Genomic DNA, 22,057 nt, shown 5'->3' with positions numbered 1-22,057 from the left:
CGCGTGAGGCGGCGATTCCCGGCGCCTCACGCGCTCGCGAAGAGAGGGTCAGAAGATCAGCAGTGCGACCGGGAGGAACGCCAGCAGATCGGCCAGGGGGGTCGGGCCGCCGGCGAAGGATCGACCGGTCAGCACGTCGACGACGGGCGTATCGGGCAGCAGCACGACCGTGTCGCGCCAGCCGCCCGCGGCCTTCAGCCCGTGGGGCAGGCGGGTCGCCACGGCGAACACGCCGCCGCGGTCGAACGCCACGACGTGAGCGGATGCCACTCCCGCCGCTTCCAGCGGACGGTAGATCTCGAGCGGGTGCTCGCGTCGCAGCCGCAGGGCGCGCGAGGTCACGAGCAGCTTGGCCGCGCCCGTGGCATCCACCGCGGGAGGACGTGCCCCCGGCGCATCGATCTGCGCGAGCAGGCGGGCCCGCTCGGCGAAATCGACCGCGCGGCGGTTGTCGGGGTCGACGAGCGACTGCTCCCACAGCTCCGAGCCCTGGTAGACGTCGGGGACGCCGGGGCCCATGATCTGCAGCAGCTTGGCCGACAGGCCGTTCGACCAGCCCGCCGGCGAGATCTCGTCGACGAAGGCGCGCACGCGTTCGGCGGCGGGTCCGGTGGCCGCGTCGACGACCGCGTGCATGCGCTCCTCGAAGGCCTCGTCCTGCTCCCACCAGCCCGTGGCCTCGGACGCCTCTCGCGCCGCCTTCTCGGCGTACGCGTGCAGACGCTCCCGGTAGACCTTCAGGCCCTCGGGCGTCGAGGCCGACGCGGGCCACGCCCCGACGATCGCCTGCCAGAGCAGGTTGTCGAAGGGCCCGTGTCCGGTCGACGCGATGCCGCGGAACTCGGCGAGCACCTCGGCCCAGCGTTCGGGGATCTCCGCGAGCACCGCAATGCGGGCGCGCGTGTCCTCGCCGCGCTTGGTGTCGTGCGTCGACAGCGTGGTCATGGCGGTCGGCCACGACGCGTGCCGCAGCGCCTGCGCGGTGTGGAAGCCCGCGACGTCGAGCGAGAACTCGCCCGGATCGCCGCCCACCTCGGTGAGCGAGCCCAGGCGGGTGTAGCGGTAGAACGCGGTGTCCTCGACGCCCTTCGCCATCACGGGACCGGTCGTCTGCTGGAACCGCCAGGCGACCTCGAGGCTCGTGTCGGCGAGCACCGGGACGAGCTTCTCGATGACGTCGCCCAGTTCGGGGCGGCGCACCTCGGCCTCGCCCGCGGCGGCGTCGAGGTGCGCGCGGCCGGCCGGCAGATAGGAGCGGTAGACGGGGAAGCAGGCGAGGATCTCGGCGAGCGCGTCCTGCAGGACGTCGGCCTCGAACTCCTCGCGAAGCGATGCGGGAAGCCCCCGCACGATGCGGCGGATCTCCGACACCTGGATCGAGTCGGCGATCTTGCGCTTGGTGTCGTGGATCAGGTCGTGCCAGCCGGTCAGCGGCGCGAGGTCGCTGTCGACGCGCAGGCGCGCATCGAGGGCGTCCAACGCCGCCTCTCCGGCGGGATCGGTCAGCACGCGGTCGATCTCGGCGAGAGCGTCGTAGCCGGTGGTGCCGGCGGTCTTCCACCACGAGGGCAGGGCTTCGCCGTGCTCGAGGATCTTCTCGCCGAGCACGTAGCCGACCTCGCCCTCGCCGGCGTCCTCGAGGGCGACGGCGAGCCGGTCGAGGTAGCCGCCCGGGTCGACGAGGCCGTCCGGGTGGTCCACGCGCAGTCCGTCCGCGAGCCCCTCGCGCACCCAGCGGAGGATCTCGGCGTGCGTGGCGTCGAACACCTCGGGCAGCTCGACGCGCACGCCCGCGAGGGTCGTCACCGCGAAGAACCGCCGGTAGTTGAGGTCGGCCGCCTCGTCCTGCCAGAACCGCAGCTCGAAGTTCTGCGCGGCGAGCAGCTGCTCGATCGCGGACCGCGAGCCCGAGGCCGCGGCATCCGTCCCCGTCCCCGGCGCGACCGGGAAGGCGTGCTCGTAGTAGCGGATCAGACCGTCGGGCGCATCGCCCGCGGGCGTCGGGTCGTACGAGATCTCGCCGATCTCGTCGGCCAGGTCGGCGCCCAGGATCGGCACCCGCACCTTGCCGTCGCCGAACTCCCAGTCGATGTCGAACGAGTCCGCGTGGGCCGACGCGCGGCCCTGACGCAGGACGTCCCACCACCACGCGTTGCTGCGCGGCTCCGAGACGCCCATGTGGTTCGGAACGATGTCGATGAGGATGCCGAGCTCGTCGGCGCGCGCGGCGCGCACGAACCGGTCGAGCCCCTCGGCGCCTCCCCGCGCGGGGTCGACCCGGGTGACGTCGACGACGTCGTACCCGTGGTCGGACCCGGGCGTGGCCTCCAGCAGCGGCGAGAGGTACGCCCACGACACCCCGAGGTCACGGAGATAACCCGTGACCTCGGCGGCGTCGTCGAGGGTGAAGCTGTCGCGGATCTGCAGGCGGTAGGTCGAGAGCGGATGCCGCATGTCGCTCAGAGCTCCGGCTTGGGCGCCTGCCCGGGCAGGTCGTCGGTGCCGATGGTCTGGATCTGGGCCGTGAGCGAGGCGGCGACCGAGTGGTCGACCTCGGGCTCGGGCAGATGGTGCTCGCGTAGGACCATGAGCGATTTCGGCTCGAGCGGAAGCGTCTCGCCCGGGTTGAGCGGCTCGGTGTTCGCGCGCTCTCCGGCGGTGTCGACGTACGCGTCCCACTTGGGGGCGTACTCGAAGTCGGGGAGGCGGAAGTCGACCTTGTCGTCACCGGCGTTGAACAGCACGAGGAAGTGGTCGTCGCTGATCGACTCGCCGCGGCGGTCGCGCTCGCGGATGCCCTGGCCGTTGAGGAAGACCCCCACCGCCAGGCCGAAGCCGTTGTCCCAGTCCTCGGGCTGCATGAGCGAGCCGTCGGGCCGCGTCCACACCACGTCGGGGATCGGCGCGCCCTCCTCCATCTTGACCGGGCGTCCGTCGAAGAACCGGCTGCGGCGGAAGGTGGGGTGCTGCTTGCGCAGACGGGCAAGGGCCGCGGTGAACTCGATCAGGGGGGTGTCGATGCTCGACCAATCCACCCACGTGATCTCGTTGTCCTGGGCGTAGCCGTTGTTGTTTCCGCCCTGGGTGCGACCGAGTTCGTCGCCGTGCAGCAGCATCGGCACGCCCTGGCTCAGCAGCAGCGTCGCGATGAAGTTGCGCTGCTGCTGCGCACGGCGCTTGAGCACCTCGGGGTCGTCGGTGGGACCTTCGACGCCCATGTTGCTGGAGCGGTTGTGCGATTCGCCGTCGTTGTTGTCTTCGCCGTTGGCGTCGTTGTGCTTCTCGTTGTACGACACGAGGTCGCGCAGCGTGAAGCCGTCGTGGGCGGTGACGAAGTTGATGGATGCCACGGGGAAGCGGCCCGAGTGCTCGTACAGGTCGGCCGAGCCGGTCAGGCGCGAGGCGAACTCCGCGAGGGCCTGGGGCTCGCCGCGCCAGAAGTCGCGGACGGTGTCGCGGTACTTGCCGTTCCACTCGGTCCACTGGGGCGGGAAGTTGCCGACCTGGTATCCGCCGGGGCCGACGTCCCAGGGCTCGGCGATCAGCTTGACCTGCGAGACGATCGGGTCCTGCTGCACGAGTTCGAAGAACGCCGCGAGACGGTCGACCTCGTAGAACTCGCGCGCGAGGGTCGAGGCGAGGTCGAAGCGGAAGCCGTCGACGTGCATCTCGAGCACCCAGTAGCGCAGCGAGTCCATGATCAGCTGCAGCGTGTGGGGGTTGCCCACGTTCATGCTGTTGCCGGTGCCGGTGTAGTCGGTGTAGTAGCGCTTGTCGTCGTCCTCGAGGCGGTAGTACGCCTCGTTGTCGATGCCGCGCATCGACAGGGTGGGGCCCATGTGGTTGCCCTCGGCGGTGTGGTTGTAGACCACGTCGAGGATGACCTCGATGCCGGCGGCGTGTAGCGCCTTGACCATGGCCTTGAATTCCTGCACCTGCTGACCGTGGTCACCGGTCGAGGAGTAGGTGTTCTGCGGCGCGAAGAAGGCGATGGTGTTGTAGCCCCAGTAGTTCGACAGGCCCTTCTCTTCGAGGGTCGAGTCGTTCACGAACTGGTGCACCGGCATGAGCTCGATGGCGGTGATGCCGAGCTTCTTGAGGTGCTCGATGACCGCGGGGTGGGCGATGCCGGCGTAGGTGCCGCGCAGCTCCTCGGGGACGTCGGGGTGCAGCTGCGTCAGACCGCGCACGTGCGCCTCGTAGATGAAGCTCTCGGCGTAGGGGATCTTGGGCTGACGGTCGCCCGACCAGTCGAAGAACGGGTTGATGACCACGCCCTTCATCATGTGCGGGGCGGAGTCCTCGTCGTTGAACGAGTCGGGGTCGCCGAACTCGTAGCTGAAGACCGGCTGGCCCCAGTCGATCTGGCCCTCGACGGCCTTCGCGTAGGGGTCGAGCAGGAGCTTGGCGGGGTTGAAGCGCTTTCCGTTGGCGGGGTCGTACTCCCCGTGCACGCGATAGCCGTACCGCTGTCCGGGCTGGACGTTGGGAAGGTACGCGTGCCAGACGAAGGCGTCGACGTCGATGAGCTCGAAGCACGTCTCCGTTCCGTCCTCGTCGAAGAGGCAGAGCTCTACCTTTTCCGCTCCTTCACTGAACAGGGCGAAGTTCGTCCCGTTACCGTCGTAAGTGGCCCCGAGGGGATAACTGGATCCTGGCCATACCTGCTGCACGTCGCTCACGATAGACCAGCGTCGTTTCCCGTGAAGGTCGCGGTCACGGCTGTTGACACCCGGCCACCCCCCGACTATGCGCGCGGGTCTCTATGCCGATCGCTCCCTCGACGCGACGCGCGCGTCAGGCGCGCTCAGGCGGATGCCGCAGCAGCTCGATGCGCTCGTCGAGGTAGCGCTCGAGGGGCATGTAGCCGCCGGCGGCGCTCCAGCGCACGAGCGCTTCGCCCTCGCGCACGGCCAGGGGTGCCGACCGGGCGTCCAGGCCGTCCAGGTCGAGGGGCCGCCAGCCGATGTGCACCGTCTCGCCCTCGGGGACTCCCCCGCGCGCCGCGGCGGCCGCGAGCTCCGCACGCCGACGTTGCGACTCGGCGGCGAAACCGCGGCGCACCTCGGCGCGCGACCGCACGATGTCGCCGGTCGCGAGCACCTCGCCGTCGGTCAGCAACAGCACCCCCAGGTGCCAGGCCGTACCCCGCGGCGCGATGCGGGACGCACGGGGGATGCCGAGCAGCCGCCGCCCCTCCTGCAGGTCGCCGATGCGCTCGCGCGGCGCGTCCGCCAGGCGCTCACGCGCTCCCCGCAGCAGATCCGTCACACGCTGGTTCACCGGTCCCCCTCGTCCCGCGCGGCGGCGGCCCGCTCGCGCGCACTCTCGGCCGCGCGCAGGGCGTCGGCGGCATCGGCGCGCTCCCCCTCGCGTGCGCGGACGGCTTCCTCGGCGGCCGCGAGATCGTGTTCGGCCTTCGACAGCTCCGCCCGCAGGCCGTCGACGCGCTCGCCGGCCCGGTCGGATCGTTCGCGCGCCGTCGCGAGTCGCCGGTCGCTCGCCGTCAGCTCGCGTTCGGCGTCGGCGCGGGTCCGCTCGGCCTCGCGCAGCGCCCGTTCCGCGGCCTTGCGGGCGCGGCGGGCGGCGAGATCGTCACGGGCCGCGGCGGGCGCGGGCACGATATCGGGCACCGAGCCCGCCACCGCGTCGCCGAACGACCCGGCATCCAGATCCGCGAGGTCGACGGCCGCCGTCAGGCGCCCGGTCAGGATGGCGGCCGCGGCCCGCTCGTCGACGATCGCGGCGTTCACGGTCTTCTGCACGGCGTCGGCGACGGACGCGCTCAGCGGCGTACCCGCCTCGGCGGCGAGTTCCGCGGCGCGGCGGGCGAGAGCGGCGACCAGCTGGCGACGCTGACGGCCCAGGCGCGACAGCTCGGCGGCATCCAGGTCGTCCTGGGCCTCGTGCAGGGCGCGCGACAGCTCGACCGCCTCGCCCAACTGTCCGTCGCGGACGAGCAGGTTGACCGCCCACGCGGCGACCGTGGGCTTGCGCAGCTTCGCAATCCGGCGCCCCAGAGCGCCGCCCGAGGCGGCGCGTTCGTTTCGCGTCGCGGTGAAGCGCGCGGGCGGGAGCGAGAGCAGTTCGGCGGCGACCTCGTCGAGGCGGTCGTCGTCGTCGCTCATCGTCCCATTCTGATGCCCCCGCTCAGAGCGGGACCACCCCGGGCCGCGGACCCCTGATCTCCCGGTGCAGTCGTTCCATTCGGCTGTCCAACTCGGCGGCGGTGACGGCCGCGTCCTTCAGCTCGGCGAGCAGCTCGTCCGGAACGAGGCGGTCGTACTTGTAATAGATCTTGTGCTCGAGGCTCGCCCAGAAGTCCATCGCGATGGTGCGGAACTGCACCTCGACGGGAACGTCCACGCGACCGGTGGACAGGTAGACGGGCACCTCGACGATGACGTGCAGGCTCTTGTACCCGTTCGCCTTCGGCTGGGCGATGTAATCCTTCACGTCGCGGACGGTGATGTCGTCCTGCCGGGTGAGCAGGTCGGACAGACGATAGGCATCGTCGACGAAGGAGCACGTCACGCGGATGCCGGCGATGTCCGTGATCGCCGCGCGGATCGAGTCGAAGTCGGTGTCGATGCCCTTGCGGCGCACTTTGTCGACCATGCTGTCGGGCGACTTCACCCGGCTCGAGACGTGCTCGATCGGGTTGTACGCGTGCATCTCCTGGAACTCCTCGCGCAGGATCGAGATCTTCGTCTCGACCTCGGCGAGTCCGAAGCGGTACTCCATGAGGAAGCGCTGGAACTCGTCGCGCATCGCCCGCAGAGTCGCTCCCGAGACGGTGATCTGCTGATCGTCCAGCGGGTCGGCCATGCTGCGACGCTAACGAGCCGGTCTACGAGGTCGCTGAAAGTCCGTCACGCGGGGATTCGGAGGCGCGCGGGACGAGCTCTCCGTCGACGACGTCGATGCCGATCAGTCCCCGGAAGACGTCCGGCAGGTCGTCGGGGTCGTCCGCTGGTCCGGGATGCCGCGGGGTCGGGGGATGAGTCACGGTGCCCTCCTTCCGTGCTGACTCCCACTGTGACACGCACGGCGCGCGGAGGGCCCCCGTCTTGACAACCGTTCCGGGGCGGTGGAGGCTCCCCGCTCTGGCGTATCGTGGGCCGCATGGGGACCATTCATTACGGGGGAAGCGGTACCACTGTCCACATCGAGGACCGCGCTCTGGCCCACCTGAAAGTCGTGATCTCGACCAAGCTCCGCCGCGGCGAGAGCTTCACGCTGTCGTGGCGGCACCGCGACGACGAGGAACGCGGACGCAGCACGCTGTGGCTGCACCCCGCGATCCCCCTGCGCTTCGTCTTCGACGAGACGGAGCCCACGACGCTGAGCCGGGAGTGGATCGAACGCCTGGCCGACAGTGCCAACTCGTCGGGCGGCATCATGCTCGTCCCCGAGGACATCACCCCGACCGAGCGCAGCGGTCCGGCCGAGCGCAGCGAGAAGAGCTGAGGCTCAGCCCTCTTCGACGTGAGCGTCCTCGCTCGGCTCGGGCGTGATCGCGAGGCCGTTCGGGCCCGACGCCGCGAGCATCAGGTCTTCGACCCAGACGCGGTTGATGCGCGGCTGGCGGCTGCCGTAGAAGTGGAACTGGATGGGCACCGAGGGGTGCATCCAGAAGCTGCGGCGACCGCTGCCGTCGCCCACCTCGACGTCGAACATGAACGACTCCGAGCGGCGCAGCTTGTTCATCACGACGATGCGCAGGTGCGCGAGCGTGCGGTCGTCGATGTCGACGGCGTTGGCGACGGTGTCGTAGATGAATCGGCCCATGCGTGCGAGCCTATCCGAGGAACGCACGTTCATCCGCTTTCCGGGATGCCACGTCGCCGCGGGCGAAGCAACCCCCGCGGAACGGTCCCTTCGGCGCGACTAACGTGCCGGTGTGGGAACGCTCTACTACGGCGACGTCGCGACTCCGATCGATATCGAGGATCGCGCGCTCGCGCACGTCAAAGTCGTCATCGCCACCAAGCTGCGCCGCGGCGAGAGCTTCACGCTCTCGTGGACGCACGGCCCGGGCCAGGAGGTGGGTCGCAGCACGGTGTGGCTGCACCCGTCGATCCCCCTGCGCTTCGTCTTCGACGAGCCGGAGCCGGCACTGCTCAGCCGCGCGTGGATCGAGGCGCTCGCGAACTCCGCGAACTCCTCGGGCGGCCTTCTGCTGGTGCCCGAACCGGAGGTGCCCGGGGCCTGAGTCAGGCCATCGGCTGATCGAGGATCTCTCGCGCGCCCTCTTCGACGGCGGTGGGGACGACGAGCGGCCGACCCGCCGAGAACGCCTCCCACTCGCGCAGCACGATCGCCTCGACGTGGACCGGATCCTCGAGGGGGTAGGCGGCACACAAACGCGTCACGACGTCCTGGAACGACGCAACCTCGATCCCGTCGATGACGTGGACGGCGTCGAGGGCACCGTCGGACGACGCGTTGTGCACGATGCTGTCGTCCATAGCCTCATGTTTTCACGGACGCCCCCGGGCGCCTAATGATCACGGGGAAAGAAGGCCGCCTACCTACCTTGTCGGCGAGCGACCTCTGCGCGGTCAGTGCGCGGTCGCGGCGTCGACGGGGTGCGGGTCGACCTGGTCGACGGCATCCTGCAGACGCCCGAGGCACGCGATGACGGCCGAACTCTCTTCGGGCGTCATGTCGACGACCGCCGACATCATGCGCGCGTGCATGGATCCGAGCGTGGCGCGCACCTCGTCGTCGCTCGCGGCGGTCGCGACGATGAAGATGCTGCGGCGGTCGGTGGGGTGCGGCACGCGCGTGACGTGGCCGGACTTCTCGAGTCGGTCGACGATCGCCGTCGTGGAGGCGGTGGACACGCCCAGGTAGCGGGTGAGCTCGCTCGGCGAGACCTGGCGCTGCTGACCGGCGGCCTTGAGCAGGTACCGCAGCACGAGCAGCTCGTTCTCGCCCATCGACATGGACTCGCGTGTGCGGCGGCGCATCGCCACCTCTGCGGCCCGGTACACGCGGAACGCCTGCAGCACGTCGACGGCGCGGCGGCGACGGTCTTCGTCGCTCGCGCCATACCAGTAGCGCGACGAATCCGAACCGTTTTCCACCAGGGCATCTTATGCCAGGTCCGCCCGTCCAGCCCCCTGCCGGTGCGCATGATGGACAGGTACCATGGTAAGTAGAACGGTTACCTACTTGATCGGCAACGAAGACACTAGCGCACCGAGGAAACCGGGGAGGCGACATGCGACACTCAGCGACAGCGGACGATGTGGTGAAAGCCCTCAACGACCTCACGGATTCGGGGATCGCCTCCGAGCGCGCCGCTCTCAGTTCGCTCGGAATCGGACCCAATGACGCGAAGGTGCTGCGGTTCCTTCTGCAGCGCGGAGCGGACGACGAACCCGTCACGCCGCGCATGCTCGCGTCGATGCTCGGCATCTCGTCGGCCGCGACCACCGCTTTGATCGACCGCCTCGCCGAGGCGGGCTGGGTCGAGCGCGAGCCGTATCCCGGCGATCGCCGATCGATCGTCGTCCGCGAGAAGATCGACCCCGACTCCCCCGCCCGCCGCATCCTGTCGGTGCGTCGGGCCTCGGCCGTGGCCGCTGCCGCCCGACTCGGCCCCGCCGAGCGCCGGATCGTGGCGGACTTCCTCGACGACATCGCCCGCGGAGAACGCGAGGACATCGACGAGCTGGCCGTGGACGACCGGCAGTCGCGCGCCAGCTGAAGCCCGGCCCGCATGATGAAGCCCCCGCGATCAACGATCGCGGGGGCTTCGTCATGCGCTCACTCGGTCGAGCGTCCGGTCTCGGACTGCAGACGCTCGATCTGCTCCGAGGCCTCGGCCTTGGTCAGATCGGCGGGGATCTCCTCGCCGGCCTGGCGCGCGAGCGTGTCGAGGTAGCTGCGCTGGGGCGCCGTCATCGGCTCGTCGCCGGTCACCCAGTCCGACGGGTCCTTCTCGGCGGGGTTGTCGCTCTCGCGCGTCGCACCCAGGGTCTCTTCTTCACGGGAGGTATCGCTCATGCTCGAAGGCTAGGCGCGCGATGAGCCACCCCACCCCGGGATTGACAGAGCGCACAGCCGGGTGCGGCATCCTTGTTCGATGCCCGACGAGTCCCCTCCCCTCGACGTCCAGGTCGACACGTACGAGCGGGATGGGGTGCGCACGCGGGTGACCCGTATGTCGACGGGGGTGAAGTCGGGGCCGACGTTCGTCCTCATCGCCGGGATCGGCGTCGCCGCGACCTACTTCGAGTTCCTCGCCCCGCTGCTCGCCGAGCGCGGCGACGTCCTCGCGCTCGACCTGCCCGGGTTCGGCGGGGTCCCGGCATCCGGACGACAGCCCACCGCCGCGTTCTTCGCGGACCAGGTCGAGGGGGTACTCGACCACTACGACCTCGACGATCCGGTCCTGCTGGGGCACTCGATGGGGACGCAGGTCGTCACCGAGGTGCTCGCGCGACGCGCCGGTCTGTCGCACGTCGTGCTCGTCAGCCCCGTCGTCGACGAGGGCGAGGCCAACGCCCTCATCCAGGCGGTGCGGTTCGTGCAGTCGACCGCGCGCGAGTCGATCCACATCGCGCTGCTGGCGTTCTCGGCCTACCTGCTGTGCGGAGTGCTGTACTTCCTCGAGGCGCTGCCGCACATGCTGCGGTACCGCATCTCGGACCGCGTGGGGCTGGGTCACGCGCGCCTGCTCCTTCTGCGCGGCGAGTTCGACCGCCCCTCTCCGCGTCGCCTGCACTCGCGCCTGATGGCCCGTGCCCGCCGGGCGCGGCGGTGGGAGATCGAGGGGGCGGCGCACTGCGTCGTCAACTCCCACGCGGTCGGCGTCGCACGACTGGTGCTGCGTCACATCGACGACGATCTCGCGGCGAAGGGTCGGATGCCGGCGGCCGAGGCCGCGGTGCCGCCGGCCGCCCACGCCGACCTGAGTATGGTCCTGGGCGCGATGGCCAGCCGCTTCGCCGAGTGGATCAGCGCCGCGGCGAAGGACGAGGACGGCGTCGAGAGGGCCAAGGTGCGGCATGCGCGCGTGCTGTGGCGGGCCTATCGACCGAAGGGCTGAGGACTACTCCCGAGGGCTCGTCCCGGCAACCCCCGCGAGGCCGGGCCGTCGGGCGCGCACGATGGGGTGGTGCCGACTCGCCCCCGCACCCCCGCCTCATGAACGTGCCCGTCGCCCTCGATCCCCGACGATGGTGGGCGGACGCGGTGACGCCCGACCGCCTGCTGCTGGCCGCCAAGACGGCCGCTGCGGCGGCCCTCGCGTGGTACCTCGCCCCGTACGTCCCGCTCGCGCAGAGCGAGTACTCGTACTACGCCCCGCTCGGCGTGCTGGTGAGCATGTATCCGACGGTCGCGCGCTCCGCGTCCAGCGGGCTGCAGGCGGTCGTGGGGCTCGGTCTGGGCATCGCCCTGGGCCTGGCGAGCCTCGCGGTCGTCGGCACGGGCCTGCCGCGCATCGTCGCCGTGGCCGCCGTGATCCTGATCGGCGTGCTGCTCGCGGGGGTGCGCGCGCTGGGGGTCGGACGCGACTGGGTCGCGATCGCCGGACTCTTCGTGCTGCTGCTGGGCGGCGCGGACCCGGACGGCTACTCGAGCTCGTACCTCATCACGATGGCCTTCGGCGTCGTGGTCGGTGTCGTCGTCAACCTCGTCGTCGTCCCTCCGCTGCGGGTGGGCCGCGCCGACGACCGGCTCACGGCGCTCCGCGACGACGTCGGTGCGGCCCTGCACGGTTTCGCGGACGCGCTCGCGGGGCGCAGCTTCGCGCCCGAGCTCGGCGATGCGGCGACCGCGTCGCTCACCGCGACCCTGGTCGAGGTGCGTGAAGAGGTCGATCTGGCCGACGAGAGCCGACGCTACAACCCGCGCGGTCGGCGGCTGCAGGCTCCCCGCGACCTCAACCGGCGACGCCTGGACGCCCTCACCGGGATCGCTGAGGCCACGCGCGAGCTCTCGGCCGCGCTCGCCCGGCTGACCGCGGATCCGTTCGTCGACACCCGCCTGCCCTCCGCGACGCGCCGGTCGCTCGCCGACGCCGTGGCGGCCGTCGCCCGGTTGGTCACGGCCCCGCCCTCGCCCGAGGCGACCGCGCGACCCCTCGGCGAGGCCGAGGCGGCCCTGGCCGACTACACCGACCGCCTGCGCCACCTCTCGGTAGACGACGAGCCCCTCGACGCGTGGGAGGCGGCGGTGAGTCTGCGCCGCGTGATCGCGGCGTGCGGGCCGTTCTCGGACCCGGATGCCGCTACCGCGACGCGGTGAGGGGATTCGCGTCAGTCGCGCTCCAGCGGTACTCGCAGGATCTCGTCGGTGTCTCCCCCACCGCGGTCGGTGTCGCTCGTGACGACCCAGAGGCTCCCGTCCGGCGCGGCGGCGACGTCGCGCAGCCGTCCGAACTCGCCGACGAAGAACTCCTCGGTGGCAGACGGATCGCCCGTGGACACCACGCGCACACGCTCCCCGCGCAGGTTCGCGATGACCACCGCGCCGTCCACCACCGCCAGACCGCTGGGGCTCGCCTCGGCCGGAGCCCACTGCTGCACGGGGTCGACGAATCCCTCGCGCCCACCGATGCCCTCGACCTCGGGCCAGCCGTAGTTCGCCCCGGGCTCGATGACGTTCAGCTCGTCCCACGTGTTCTGGCCGAACTCCGACGCGTACATTGTGCCCGCGGCATCCCACCCGATCCCCTGCGGGTTGCGATGGCCGAGGCTCCAGACGGGAGAGCCGGGGAACGGATTGTCGGCGGGTACCGAACCGTCGGGGGCCACGCGCAGGATCTTGCCGCCGAGCGCCTCGGTGTCCTGCGCCGCCCCGGGATCCGAGGCGTCGCCCGCGGTGATGTAGAGCATGCCGTCGGGGCCGAAGGCGATGCGCCCGCCGTTGTGGATGTTCGCCGACGGGATGCCGTCGATCACCGTCTGCGCCGACCCCAGGCGCAGCGCACCCGGCGCCCCCTCGAGCGGCAACCGCAGCACGCGGTTGTCGTCCGCGGTGGTCGCGTACGCGTAGAGCCACCCGTCGCGGGCTGCGATGCCGAGCAGTCCGCCCTCGCCGCCCGGCGTCGCGCTCGGGATCTCGCCGACCACGCGCGTCCCGCCGTCGACGACCTCGATGATCCGGCCGGTGTCGCGCTCGCTCACCAGCGCCGTCCCGTCGACGAAGGCCACCGACCACGGCGTCGTGAACCCCCCGGCCACCGGGGTCGGGGCGCCGAGCGAGGGCACGGGCGACGCGCCCGCTGGAACCCGCGGTGAGGCCGCTTCCGTCGGCCGCTCGGCGGCGCACCCCGCGAGCACGAACACGGAGGCGATCACGACGCCGGCCGCACGAGAGCGGCGCCCCGGCGCCCGCAGGGATGTCGTGGCCATGGGTCCTCCTCGTCGTCGGTGACCCTCTGGCCTACCCGGTGCACCTGGACGCCAGGTGGGGATTGCACGCCGCCCCGCGGCGCTTGCGGGTGGGGCGAGCGACGCGGGGCGGACGGGGAGCGGAACGCGGTCAGGCGACGACGCGCTCGGGCGCGGGCGCCTCGTCGTCGAACTCGACCTCGGGCGGACGACGTCGGAAGCCGCGCGTGAGGACGGCGAGCCACACCAGGCCCACGCCGATCCAGACGAGCCCGACGGTCAGCGCCAACGCCGACAGGCTGAACCACAGCCACGCGGTGAGCGCAAACCCGAGGCCGGGGAGCACGCCGTACCTCAGGATCGCCGCGCCCCCGCGGCGCCGCTCGTCGAACAGGAAGTGCTTGATCACCGACAGGTTGACGAGCGAGAACGCCGCGAGGGCCCCGAAGCTGATGAGCGAGGCCACGGTGTTCAGATCGGCGAACAGCGCCGCCAGCGAGACCACGCCGACGAAGACCGCCGCGCCGATCGGCGTCTGGTATCGACGGCTCACCCGGGCGAAGAAACGCGGCAGCACACCGTCGCGTCCCATCGCGAACAGGATGCGGGACACGCTCGCTTGAGAGGCCAGTGCCGCGGCGATGCAGCCCGCGATGTAGGCGACCAGGAAGAACACCTCGAGCCACCGGCCGGCGGACAGCTCCATGATCTGGTTGGCCGCGGCATCCGGATTCTCGATATCGGCCACCTCGGGGATCACCAGGGTCGAGACGTAGGCGATCACGGTGAAGATCAGACCGCCGATGATCGTGGTCAGCACGATCGCGCGCGGCACGGTGCGCGCGGCGTCGCGGGCCTCTTCGGACAGCGTCGAGATCGCGTCGAAGCCGAGGAACGACAGCGCCAGCATGGCGGCGCCCGCGAGCAGTCCCGGCAGGGTCAGACCGGCGTCGTAGAGCGGCTGCAGCAGCGAGACCCCGGGATTCTGCAGCACGTGCAGCACCGCGCAGACGGTGAAGACGGCGGCGAAGACGAGCTGCAACCCCACGAGCACGAGGTTGGCGTTGCGCACGACCGTGATGCCGACGATGTTCAAGCCCGTGATGAGCAGGACGCCGGCGAGGGCGAAGACCCACGGCGGGATGCCGGGCAGCTGCGCGTTGAGGTAGATCCCCATCAGCACGTAGTTGATCAGCGGCAGCAGCAGGTAGTCGATCATCAGCGACCAGCCGGTGAGGAAGCCCACGTGACCGCCGAAGGCGCGGCGGGCGTAGGTGTAGGCGCTCCCGGCGCGCGGGAACGCCTTGACGAGGGCGGCGTAGCTGAATGCCGTGAAGAGCATCGCCACGAGCGTGACGAGGTACGCCGTCGGCACGTGGCCGCCGGTGGTGACGGCGACGAGGCCGTAGGTCGTGAACACGGTGAGGGGCACCATGTAGGCCAGGCCGAAGATGACGAGGGAGGGCACTCCCATGACTCGCCGCAGCGAGGTGTCGGTGGAGGTCACGCGCTTTCCTGTTCGGGTCGGACGGCGGCGAGCGCGCTGACCCGCGCCGCGAAGGTAGGGATGCCGCGCCGCCAGGTGCCCAGGATGCGGGCGTCGGTGATGCGGTCGGCCGGCGCGCGACGGATGTCGCGGTCGAGCCACACGAGATCGGCGGCCATACCGGGGCGGAGCGTTCCGCGCCGGTCCTGGTCGCCGGCCTGGAGGGCCACGCCGCTCGTGGCGGCGTCGATGGCTTCGGAGAGGGTGAGTCGTTCGTCGGGCTGCCACCCGCCGGCCGGCTGTCCGTCGGCGTCCTGACGGGTGACGGCGGTGCGCAGCCCGAGCAGCACGTCGGGTGAGGTGACGGGCCAATCGCTGCCGAAGCTCAGGCGGGCCCCCGCGTCGCGCGCGGCGCGCATGCGGTACTGCCGCTCGCGTGCGGGCCCGAGCCGCGGGAGGGTGAGCTCGGTCATCACCGCGTCGGCCACGGCCCACTGCGGCTGGAAGCAGAACGTGATGTCGAGGTCGGCCAGCCGCGGAAGATCGGCCGGGTCGACGACCTGCGCGTGCGCGATGGTCACGCGACGACCGCGGCGCAGGCTCTCGCGGATCGTCTCGGCCGCGTCGATGGCGGCGCGCACGGCGGCGTCGCCGATCGCGTGCAGGTGCACGTCGAAGCCGGCGGCGTCGCACGCGGCCACCGCCGCGGCGAGCTGGTCGGGGCGCCAGTTGGGCAGGCCGCGCGTGCGGGCGTCGTGATAGCACTCGAGCAGGTGCGCGGTGCGGTTCTCGAGGATGCCGTCGACGAAGAACTTCACGGTGCGGCAGGTCAGACCGGGCTCGCCCGACACCTCGTCCGCGGTGGCGCGCAGGTCGTCGAGCTGGGCGGGCCACCGGGTGGGGTCGGCGCGCAGGGCCAGGTCGACGTCGACGGCGAGACGTCCCGCCCGCGCGGCGGCGATCCAGGTGGGAACGTCGTCGATCTCGGCCCAGGCCTCTTGCGCCCAGGCGATGCCCTGCGCGGCGAGGTGCGTCGTGGCCGCGGCGAGCGCGTCGACGTCGTCCGCCCGCGCGGGTCGGGGGGCGTGCGCCAGGACCAGCTCGATCGCGGGGCGCTCGACGAGGGTGCCGGACGGGGAGCCGTCATCGCGGCGGACGATGCGTCCGAGCGCGGGGTCGGGGGTCTCGGCATCCACTCCCCCGGCGCGCAGCGCCGCGGTGTTGACCCAGGCCGTGTGGTAATCCCACGCGTGCAGCACGACGGGGCGGTCGGGGACGGCGGCGTCCAGCCAGCGGGCGTCGAACAGACCGCCGTCCACGATCGTGGCGTCGTAGCTGCCCCCGACGAGCCAGGGGGCGTCCGAGGCCGCGGCCCACGCGCGGACCCGGCCGACGATCTCGGCGACGCTCGTCGCGTCGCGCAGCGCGGGCCCGGTGCGTTCGCGTCCGGCGAGCAGGGGATGCACGTGCCCGTCGCCGAAGGCGGGGAGCAGCAGGCCTCCCTCGAGGTCGATGTGCTCGGCGTCCTCGGGCACGGGATGCCCCGGCTCGGCGACGAGCCCGTCGACGACGACGAGACGGTCGACGTCGGACGTCCGCCCGTCGATCCGGATCGTGCCGCCCGTGAAGACGATCGCCATGGAGACCTCCCTGTGCCCGCGCGCTGCGAGAAACATACAACGTAGGTTTCCTGAACGCTACGGCCATCGCGCGCGCGATAACGACGCATCGACGACTCGTCACGAGCGTCTTACCTCGCCGAAACACGCCGCCCATCGCGTAGCGTGGTCGCACCCCACCGAAAGGCCCCGCGTGCCCCGGCCGACTCAGCCCAAGCTCTCGCGCGACGCGATCGCGCGCGCCGCCCTCGCCCTCGTCGACCGCGACGGCAGCGAGGGCGCGAGCATCCGGCGCGTGGCCGACCGCCTCAAGGTGCACCCGACGTCGCTGTACAACCACGTCCCCAACCTCGCCGCCCTGGTCGAGGACGTGCGCGCGATCGTGTCGTCGGGCATCGACTCCTCGTTCCTGCGCGAGCGCGAGTGGGAGGAGGGGCTGCTGCTGTGGGCGCGGTCGTACCGCGACGCGTTCCGCCTGCACCCGCGCGCCATCCCGCTGCTCATGGGCAATCGCGCCTCGGCACCGCTCCTGATGTCGCAGTACGAGGACTTCACCGTCGCCGCGGAACGCGTGGGCTGGACCAGCGACGACATCCTGCCGCTGCTGACCGCGTTCGAGTCGTTCATCCTCGGCAGCGTGCTCGACGGCAGCGGCCCCGCGGTCATCTTCGACCCCACCGGTCAGGAGCAGGACGTGCCGCGCTTCGCCGCCGCCTACGCCGCGCTCGACGGGCACGACGAAGACGACCCCGTGTCGACCCGCGCTTTCGAACTCGGCCTGTCGCTGCTCATCGCGGGGGCCCGACCCCCGGCCTCTCGCTGAGAGGCGCTCACATGCGCGCGTAGCGGGCGCGCGCGAAGCAGAACAGCCCGTAGACCACGAGTCCCGCGCCGACCAGCCACAGGATGAACTGCCCGAACGGCAGGCCCGCGAGCGAGCGCAGGCCCGCGTCGAGCCCACCGGCCGCGTTCGGATCGTGCGCGAAGGCGGCGACGAGGAACAGGATGCCGGCGACGCCCACCGCGATGCCCTTGGCGACGTAGCCCACCATTCCGAACGTGCGGATGCCGCGCCCGGTCGTTCCGCCGGGGCTCGAGATGTTCTTCATGAACGCCTTGGTGATGCCGCGGACGACGAAGGCGACGCCGATCGCGGTGACGGCGAGACCGATGATCACGAGCACCACCAGGCCCGCGGGCGAGGCCATCAGCTGCGCGCTCAGCGTGCGGGTCTGCTCGCCCGAGTCGGAGCGTCCGCCCATCAGCACGGTCAAGGCGGTGACGCCGATCGCCCCGTAGGCCACGGCGGTGCCGACGTACTTGGCGCGGTGGGCCCAGCGCTTCTTCGTATCGGGATCGCGTTCGGCGACGGCATCCGCGATCTGCCAGACCGCCAGCGCGGCGAGACCGATCACAATCACCCACAGCAGCAGCATGCCCGCCGGCGCGCCCGCGACCTGCTGGACCGCCCCGCTCTGATCGGCGCTGTCACCCCCGGAGCCGGTGGCGATCCCGATCGCGATCGCCCCGATGAGGAGGTGGAGCAGCCCCAGGACGACGTACCCGATCCGCGCCGCGACGCGGAAGGCCGTGGAATCCTGCGCCTTGTCGGCGGCGGCGGAGGCGGAGGAGGCGGCGGAACTCATCCTGGGACGATAGCGCTCAGCCCTCTTGCACGACCACCCGTTGCGCGCGGCGCACGCGCCACACCTCGACGAGGGCCCATACGAGGGTCGCCACCGCCACCCCCTCGAGGAACCCGGCCGTGACGTCCGAGAGCCAGTGGGCGTGCAGGTACGTGCGACTCCACATCATCAGCACGACCCAGACCGCTCCGGCGGCCCAGATCCACCCGCGGCGGAGGATCAGGGCGAGGGTGACCGCGATGGTGGTCGCCACCGCGGTGTGCCCCGAGGGGAACGACGTCGCCTGGGTCTCGGCGAGGGAGTCGAGGGGGCGGGCGCGGGCGATGACGGCGGCGAGCGGGGCGCCGATCAGGACGACGAGGGCGATGGATGCCGCGACGTTCAGGGCGTCCCACGGGCGTTTGACGAGCAGGAAGACGATGGTGGTCGAGATGCCGATGACGATCATGCCGATCGTGCCGCCGACCGTCGCGGGGATCCAGGCGACGATGACCGCCACGGGGTTCGCCAGAGACGCCATGGCGTCGTCCCACCACTGGTCGAGGGCCAGCGGTGCCCCTCCGTCGAGGTCGACCGCCAGGCGCAGCGCGACGAACAGCACGGTGGCGACGACGCCCGTGATCAGGGCCACGGGCCGGCGGTGGTCGACGCGCGGGCGATCGGGCAGCAGTGCGGGCTCGTCGGTGGTGGCATCCATGATCGAATCGTCCCAGCAGCGGTGACCGCGCGGGTAGCGCTTGCCCTCGGGACGTGCGGCACTCCAGCGGGCGAATTGCCTCTCGTCACCGCAAAACAAACGGTGTAGGTTTCTGCCCATGACACCCGAGGTCCTCTCCGTCGTCGACGCCGATGTCGACCGTCTGCACGCCGCCCTCGAGGCCGGCGAGGTCACCAGCGTCGAGCTCGTCGCGCGCTACCTGAACCGCATCGCGGCGTACGACCGCTCCGGCATCCGCCTGAACGCGGTGCCCGTCCTCGACCCCCGCGCGTTCGCGCAGGCGCGGGCCTCCGACATCCGCCGCGCGCAGGGTCGGTCGCTCGGAGTGCTCGACGGCATCCCGTTCACCGCCAAGGACAGCTATCGCGTGGCGGGGCTGCCCGTGGCATCCGGGTCCCCGGCCTTCCGCGACCTCGTCGCCGGCGACGACGCGTTCGCCGTCGAGCGGTTGCGCGCGGCGGGCGCGGTCTTCCTCGGACTGACGAACATGCCCCCGATGGCCGCGGGCGGCATGCAGCGCGGCGTCTACGGACGCGCCGAGTCGCCCTACAACGGCGACTACCTCTCGTCGGCATTCGGCTCGGGCTCATCGAACGGATCGGGAACCGCCACCGCCGCGAGCTTCTGCGCCTTCGGTCTGGGCGAAGAGACCTGGTCGTCGGGCCGCGCGCCCGCCTCGCACAACGCCCTCATCGCCTACACCCCCTCGCGCGGGGTCATCTCGGTGCGCGGCAACTGGCCGCTCGTGCCGACGATGGACGTCGTCGTCCCCCACACCCGCTCGATCGCCGACATGAAGCACGTGCTGGATGCCGTGGTCGCCGACGACCCGCAGACCGAGGGCGACCTGTGGCGCACGCAGCCCTTCATCGCCCTGCCGCGACCGTCCGAGGTGCGCCCCGCGTCGTTCGCCGACCTCGACCCGCTGCCGTTGGCCGGCCTGCGCCTGGCCGTCCCCCGCATCTACGTCAACGGCGACCCCGACAACGCCTCGCCGATCGTCACGCGCGACAGCGTGATGCGCCTGTGGGAGGGGCTGCGTGCCGACCTCGAGGCCGCCGGCGCCGAGGTGGTCGAGACCGACTTCCCCGTCGTCGACCGCTACGAGAAGCTGCACGACGGCGACGAGGACTTCCTCGACCGCGGCTTCGTCTCGCGGGAGTTCCTCGACGACGAGGTCGGCGACCTCGCGGTCTGGGCCATGGACACCTTCCTGCGCACCAACGGCGACCCGCACCTGCCCCGCCTCGCCGACGCCGAAGCGGCCCTGATCTTCCCGCATCCCCCGGGCGCTCTCGCCGACCGCTACGGCATCTGCCACTACGACATCTCGTACGACATCGGCGCCTACGTCGACCGGGCCCGCGCGTGGGACCCGGACTGGCGCGACGTCGCGAGCCTCGAGAAGGGCCTGCGCGGACTGGAGCACACCCGCCGCGTCGACTTCGAGCAGTGGATGGATGCCGAGGGCTTCGACGCCGTCGTCTTCCCGACCCAGTCCGACGTCGGGCCCGCCGACGCGGATGTGAACCCCGCCTCGGCCGACATCGCGTGGCGCAACGGCGTGTGGGTCTCCAACGGCAATCTCGTGCCCCGCCACCTCGGCATCCCCACCGTGACCGTGCCGATGGGCACGATGGACGACACCGGGATGCCGGTGGGCCTGACGATCGCCGGTCCCGCGTACAGCGACACCCGGCTCGTGCAGCTGGCCGAGGCCGTCGTCGACCTCGGCGCCCGCCGCACGACGCCGCCGCGCACCCCCGCCCTGCCCGACGAGGCGCTGTTCGACGCCCCTCGACCGGCCGCCGAGGGGGCGCTCGCGGTCGTCGTCGACGAGGTGGTCCGCGAGGACGGACTCGTCCGCTTCGCGGCGACCGTCACCGGCGGCACCGCCCAGGCGCACGTCGCGTACGTCGACGGCGTCCGCGTAAACGTCGAGCGGGCGGGCGATCGCCTGACGGGTGTGGCCCGCATCGCGCCCGACGCGTACGGTGAGCCCGTGAGCGAGTGGGTCGCCCCGTACGGCCCGCTCGTCGTCGTCGCCGTGCGCGACGCCGCCGGAGCCGTCGCCGGCGCCGTGGGCACGGCATCCGACTCGTCTCTCTGACGCCCGAATCGCCCGAGGAACCCGCCGTGACCGAGACTGCCCCCACCCAGGTCTTCGACTACTTCAGCCAGGTCGACCTGCCCACCCCGACGCTGTCCGACGACGAGGTGAGACGGCTGTTCGCCGAGACGTTCGGCGTCGAGATCGACGTCGACGCGCTCGGCAGCCAGCAGGACCAGAACTTCCGCGTCTTCCGCCGCGGGCAGGTCGAGCCCCTGGGCGTGCTCAAGCTGAGCAACCCGGTGTTCAGCGAGGCCGAGATCGACATGCAGGATGCCGCGGCCGCGCTCGTGGCCGAACGGAGCCCGCACGTGCGCATCCCGCGCCTGGTCGAGGGGCCCCGCGGGACGATGTCGGCGTGGTGGGACTCGAGCGAGGGCCGCATCCACGCGCGCGTGATCGAGAACATCGCCGGACGCACTCTCACGGGCTCGGACTACCTCTCGCCCGCCGTCGTCGAGGGTCTCGGGGCCCTCGCGGGCGCGGTGAGCAGCTCTCTCGCGGACTTCACCCACCCCGCGAGCGGACGGGTGCTGCAGTGGGATCTGCGGCACGCCGCCCGCGTGATCGACACCCTGCTCCCCCTCGAACCGGATGCCGAGGTGCGCGGCGTCGTGCGCCGCGCGGCCGACGCCGCCCGTGCGGCCCTGGCCCCCGTCGCCGACGCCCTGCCCGTCCAGGCGGGCCACTTCGACGTGACCGACGACAACGTGCTGCACGCCCCGGGCGAGAGGGTGCCCGACGCGGTCATCGACTTCGGCGACGTGTGCGCGTCGTGGCGCGTCGGCGAGATCGCCGTCACCGTGTCGTCGGTGCTGCACCACGACGGCGCGACGCCCGAGAGCGCTTTCCCCGCCATCCGGGCGTTCGACCGACTGCGCGATCTCAGCGACGCCGAGCTCGCCGCGCTGTGGCCGCTCGTGATCCTGCGCGGGGCCGTGCTCGTGCTCAGCGGACGCGCGCAGGTGCGACTGGACGCGTCGAACGACTACGCCTCGGTCGCCCTCGAGCGCGAGTTCCGCGTCCTCGAGCGCGCGGCATCCGTCCCGATCCCCGTGATCACCGCCGCGACCCGGGCAGCGCTCGGCCGCCCCCGCGCCGCCGAGCGCKGCCCGGGTCGCGGCGG

Annotated in this window: 22 protein-coding genes and 1 pseudogene; 8 read left to right on the top strand and 15 right to left on the bottom strand. The window is 71.6% G+C overall.

Translation table 11 applies throughout. The features are described from left to right. Positions 1-48: 48 nt before the first annotated feature. From treY to DC432_RS16380, 6 genes are all read right to left on the bottom strand, one after another. Positions 49-2,454 carry a malto-oligosyltrehalose synthase gene (gene treY, locus DC432_RS08565; RefSeq protein ID WP_116537494.1) on the bottom strand — a complete coding sequence of 802 codons (2,406 nt, stop codon included), beginning with the start codon at positions 2,452-2,454 and terminating at the stop codon, positions 49-51. A 5-nt stretch (positions 2,455-2,459) separates the two neighbouring features. Further along, positions 2,460-4,682 (bottom strand): glycogen debranching protein GlgX, encoded by a 2,223-nt coding sequence (gene glgX / locus DC432_RS08560; RefSeq protein ID WP_243393079.1) that lies wholly within the window; start codon positions 4,680-4,682, stop codon positions 2,460-2,462. A gap of 115 nt (positions 4,683-4,797) precedes the next feature. Beyond that, complete coding sequence (locus DC432_RS08555) at positions 4,798-5,283, bottom strand: glutaminase (protein ID WP_165801226.1); 486 nt, start codon at positions 5,281-5,283, stop codon at positions 4,798-4,800. After that, on the bottom strand, positions 5,280-6,128 hold the full coding sequence (locus DC432_RS08550) for a transposase (protein ID WP_116537493.1): 849 nt from the start codon (positions 6,126-6,128) through the stop codon (positions 5,280-5,282). Before DC432_RS08550 ends, DC432_RS08555 begins: the two co-directional genes overlap by 4 nt. Before the next feature lie 22 nt (positions 6,129-6,150). Beyond that, a complete protein-coding gene (locus DC432_RS08545) occupies positions 6,151-6,828 on the bottom strand; it encodes a GTP pyrophosphokinase (RefSeq protein ID WP_116537492.1) in 678 nt (225 codons plus the stop codon). Positions 6,829-6,850: 22 nt separating this feature from the next. After that, complete coding sequence (locus DC432_RS16380; protein ID WP_165801225.1) at positions 6,851-7,009, bottom strand: hypothetical protein; 159 nt, start codon at positions 7,007-7,009, stop codon at positions 6,851-6,853. 116 nt (positions 7,010-7,125) lie between these two features. On the opposite strand from DC432_RS16380, the gene DC432_RS08540 reads away from it, so the two are divergent. Then, positions 7,126-7,470: a hypothetical protein gene (locus DC432_RS08540; protein ID WP_108317273.1), complete on the top strand. Its 345-nt coding sequence runs from the start codon at positions 7,126-7,128 to the stop codon at positions 7,468-7,470. Positions 7,471-7,473: 3 nt separating this feature from the next. Here DC432_RS08540 and DC432_RS08535 read toward each other — a convergent pair whose 3' ends face one another. Further along, positions 7,474-7,791 (bottom strand): hypothetical protein, encoded by a 318-nt coding sequence (locus DC432_RS08535; RefSeq protein ID WP_055959437.1) that lies wholly within the window; start codon positions 7,789-7,791, stop codon positions 7,474-7,476. 112 nt (positions 7,792-7,903) lie between these two features. On the opposite strand from DC432_RS08535, the gene DC432_RS08530 reads away from it, so the two are divergent. Beyond that, positions 7,904-8,215 (top strand): hypothetical protein, encoded by a 312-nt coding sequence (locus DC432_RS08530; RefSeq protein WP_116537491.1) that lies wholly within the window; start codon positions 7,904-7,906, stop codon positions 8,213-8,215. A gap of 1 nt (position 8,216) precedes the next feature. On the opposite strand, the gene DC432_RS08525 is transcribed toward DC432_RS08530, so the two are convergent. Continuing rightward, a complete protein-coding gene (locus DC432_RS08525) occupies positions 8,217-8,471 on the bottom strand; it encodes a hypothetical protein (protein ID WP_116537490.1) in 255 nt (84 codons plus the stop codon). A gap of 93 nt (positions 8,472-8,564) precedes the next feature. Next, positions 8,565-9,092, bottom strand: coding sequence for a MarR family winged helix-turn-helix transcriptional regulator (locus DC432_RS08520; protein ID WP_116537489.1), 528 nt, complete (start codon positions 9,090-9,092; stop codon positions 8,565-8,567). Between the two features lie 137 nt (positions 9,093-9,229). Here DC432_RS08520 and DC432_RS08515 point away from each other — a divergent pair, with 137 nt between their 5' ends. Next, entirely contained in the window at positions 9,230-9,718 is a 489-nt protein-coding gene (locus DC432_RS08515; RefSeq protein ID WP_116537488.1) for a MarR family winged helix-turn-helix transcriptional regulator, read from the top strand. Positions 9,719-9,777: 59 nt separating this feature from the next. Here the strand turns inward: DC432_RS08515 and DC432_RS08510 are convergent, their stop codons facing one another. Continuing rightward, positions 9,778-10,017, bottom strand: coding sequence for a DUF3072 domain-containing protein (locus tag DC432_RS08510; protein WP_108317268.1), 240 nt, complete (start codon positions 10,015-10,017; stop codon positions 9,778-9,780). A gap of 79 nt (positions 10,018-10,096) precedes the next feature. On the opposite strand from DC432_RS08510, the gene DC432_RS08505 reads away from it, so the two are divergent. Then, a complete protein-coding gene (locus DC432_RS08505) occupies positions 10,097-11,062 on the top strand; it encodes an alpha/beta fold hydrolase (protein WP_116537487.1) in 966 nt (321 codons plus the stop codon). Positions 11,063-11,160: 98 nt separating this feature from the next. Beyond that, a complete protein-coding gene (locus DC432_RS08500) occupies positions 11,161-12,264 on the top strand; it encodes an FUSC family protein (protein ID WP_116537486.1) in 1,104 nt (367 codons plus the stop codon). Between the two features lie 11 nt (positions 12,265-12,275). Here the strand turns inward: DC432_RS08500 and DC432_RS08495 are convergent, their stop codons facing one another. The 3 genes from DC432_RS08495 to DC432_RS08485 all read right to left on the bottom strand — a co-directional run bounded on the left by DC432_RS08495 (position 12,276) and on the right by DC432_RS08485 (position 16,478). Then, positions 12,276-13,373 carry a PQQ-dependent sugar dehydrogenase gene (locus DC432_RS08495; RefSeq protein WP_116537485.1) on the bottom strand — a complete coding sequence of 366 codons (1,098 nt, stop codon included), beginning with the start codon at positions 13,371-13,373 and terminating at the stop codon, positions 12,276-12,278. Between the two features lie 130 nt (positions 13,374-13,503). Next, positions 13,504-14,859 (bottom strand): APC family permease, encoded by a 1,356-nt coding sequence (locus tag DC432_RS08490; protein ID WP_116537484.1) that lies wholly within the window; start codon positions 14,857-14,859, stop codon positions 13,504-13,506. Beyond that, positions 14,856-16,478: an amidohydrolase gene (locus DC432_RS08485; protein ID WP_116537483.1), complete on the bottom strand. Its 1,623-nt coding sequence runs from the start codon at positions 16,476-16,478 to the stop codon at positions 14,856-14,858. Before DC432_RS08485 ends, DC432_RS08490 begins: the two co-directional genes overlap by 4 nt. Before the next feature lie 172 nt (positions 16,479-16,650). Between DC432_RS08485 and DC432_RS08480 the strand changes: the two genes are divergently transcribed. Then, positions 16,651-17,280, top strand: coding sequence for a TetR/AcrR family transcriptional regulator (locus DC432_RS08480; protein ID WP_165801224.1), 630 nt, complete (start codon positions 16,651-16,653; stop codon positions 17,278-17,280). A 7-nt stretch (positions 17,281-17,287) separates the two neighbouring features. Here DC432_RS08480 and DC432_RS08475 read toward each other — a convergent pair whose 3' ends face one another. Both DC432_RS08475 and DC432_RS08470 read right to left on the bottom strand, forming a co-directional pair. Then, positions 17,288-18,103, bottom strand: coding sequence for a DUF1206 domain-containing protein (locus tag DC432_RS08475; RefSeq protein ID WP_116537481.1), 816 nt, complete (start codon positions 18,101-18,103; stop codon positions 17,288-17,290). Between the two features lie 16 nt (positions 18,104-18,119). Continuing rightward, positions 18,120-18,800: a phosphatase PAP2 family protein gene (locus tag DC432_RS08470; RefSeq protein ID WP_116537480.1), complete on the bottom strand. Its 681-nt coding sequence runs from the start codon at positions 18,798-18,800 to the stop codon at positions 18,120-18,122. A 118-nt stretch (positions 18,801-18,918) separates the two neighbouring features. Between DC432_RS08470 and DC432_RS08465 the strand changes: the two are divergent. Then, positions 18,919-20,592: pseudogene (locus DC432_RS08465) on the top strand (amidase); the annotation flags it as partial. Between the two features lie 365 nt (positions 20,593-20,957). Then, on the top strand, positions 20,958-22,057 hold a 1,100-nt coding region (locus DC432_RS08460; protein ID WP_165801223.1), incomplete at its 3' end, for a phosphotransferase.

The organism is Microbacterium testaceum, from assembly GCF_003075375.1.
Taxonomy (GTDB): domain Bacteria; phylum Actinomycetota; class Actinomycetes; order Actinomycetales; family Microbacteriaceae; genus Microbacterium; species Microbacterium testaceum_E.
This window is presented reverse-complemented; position numbering and strand designations above follow the sequence as displayed.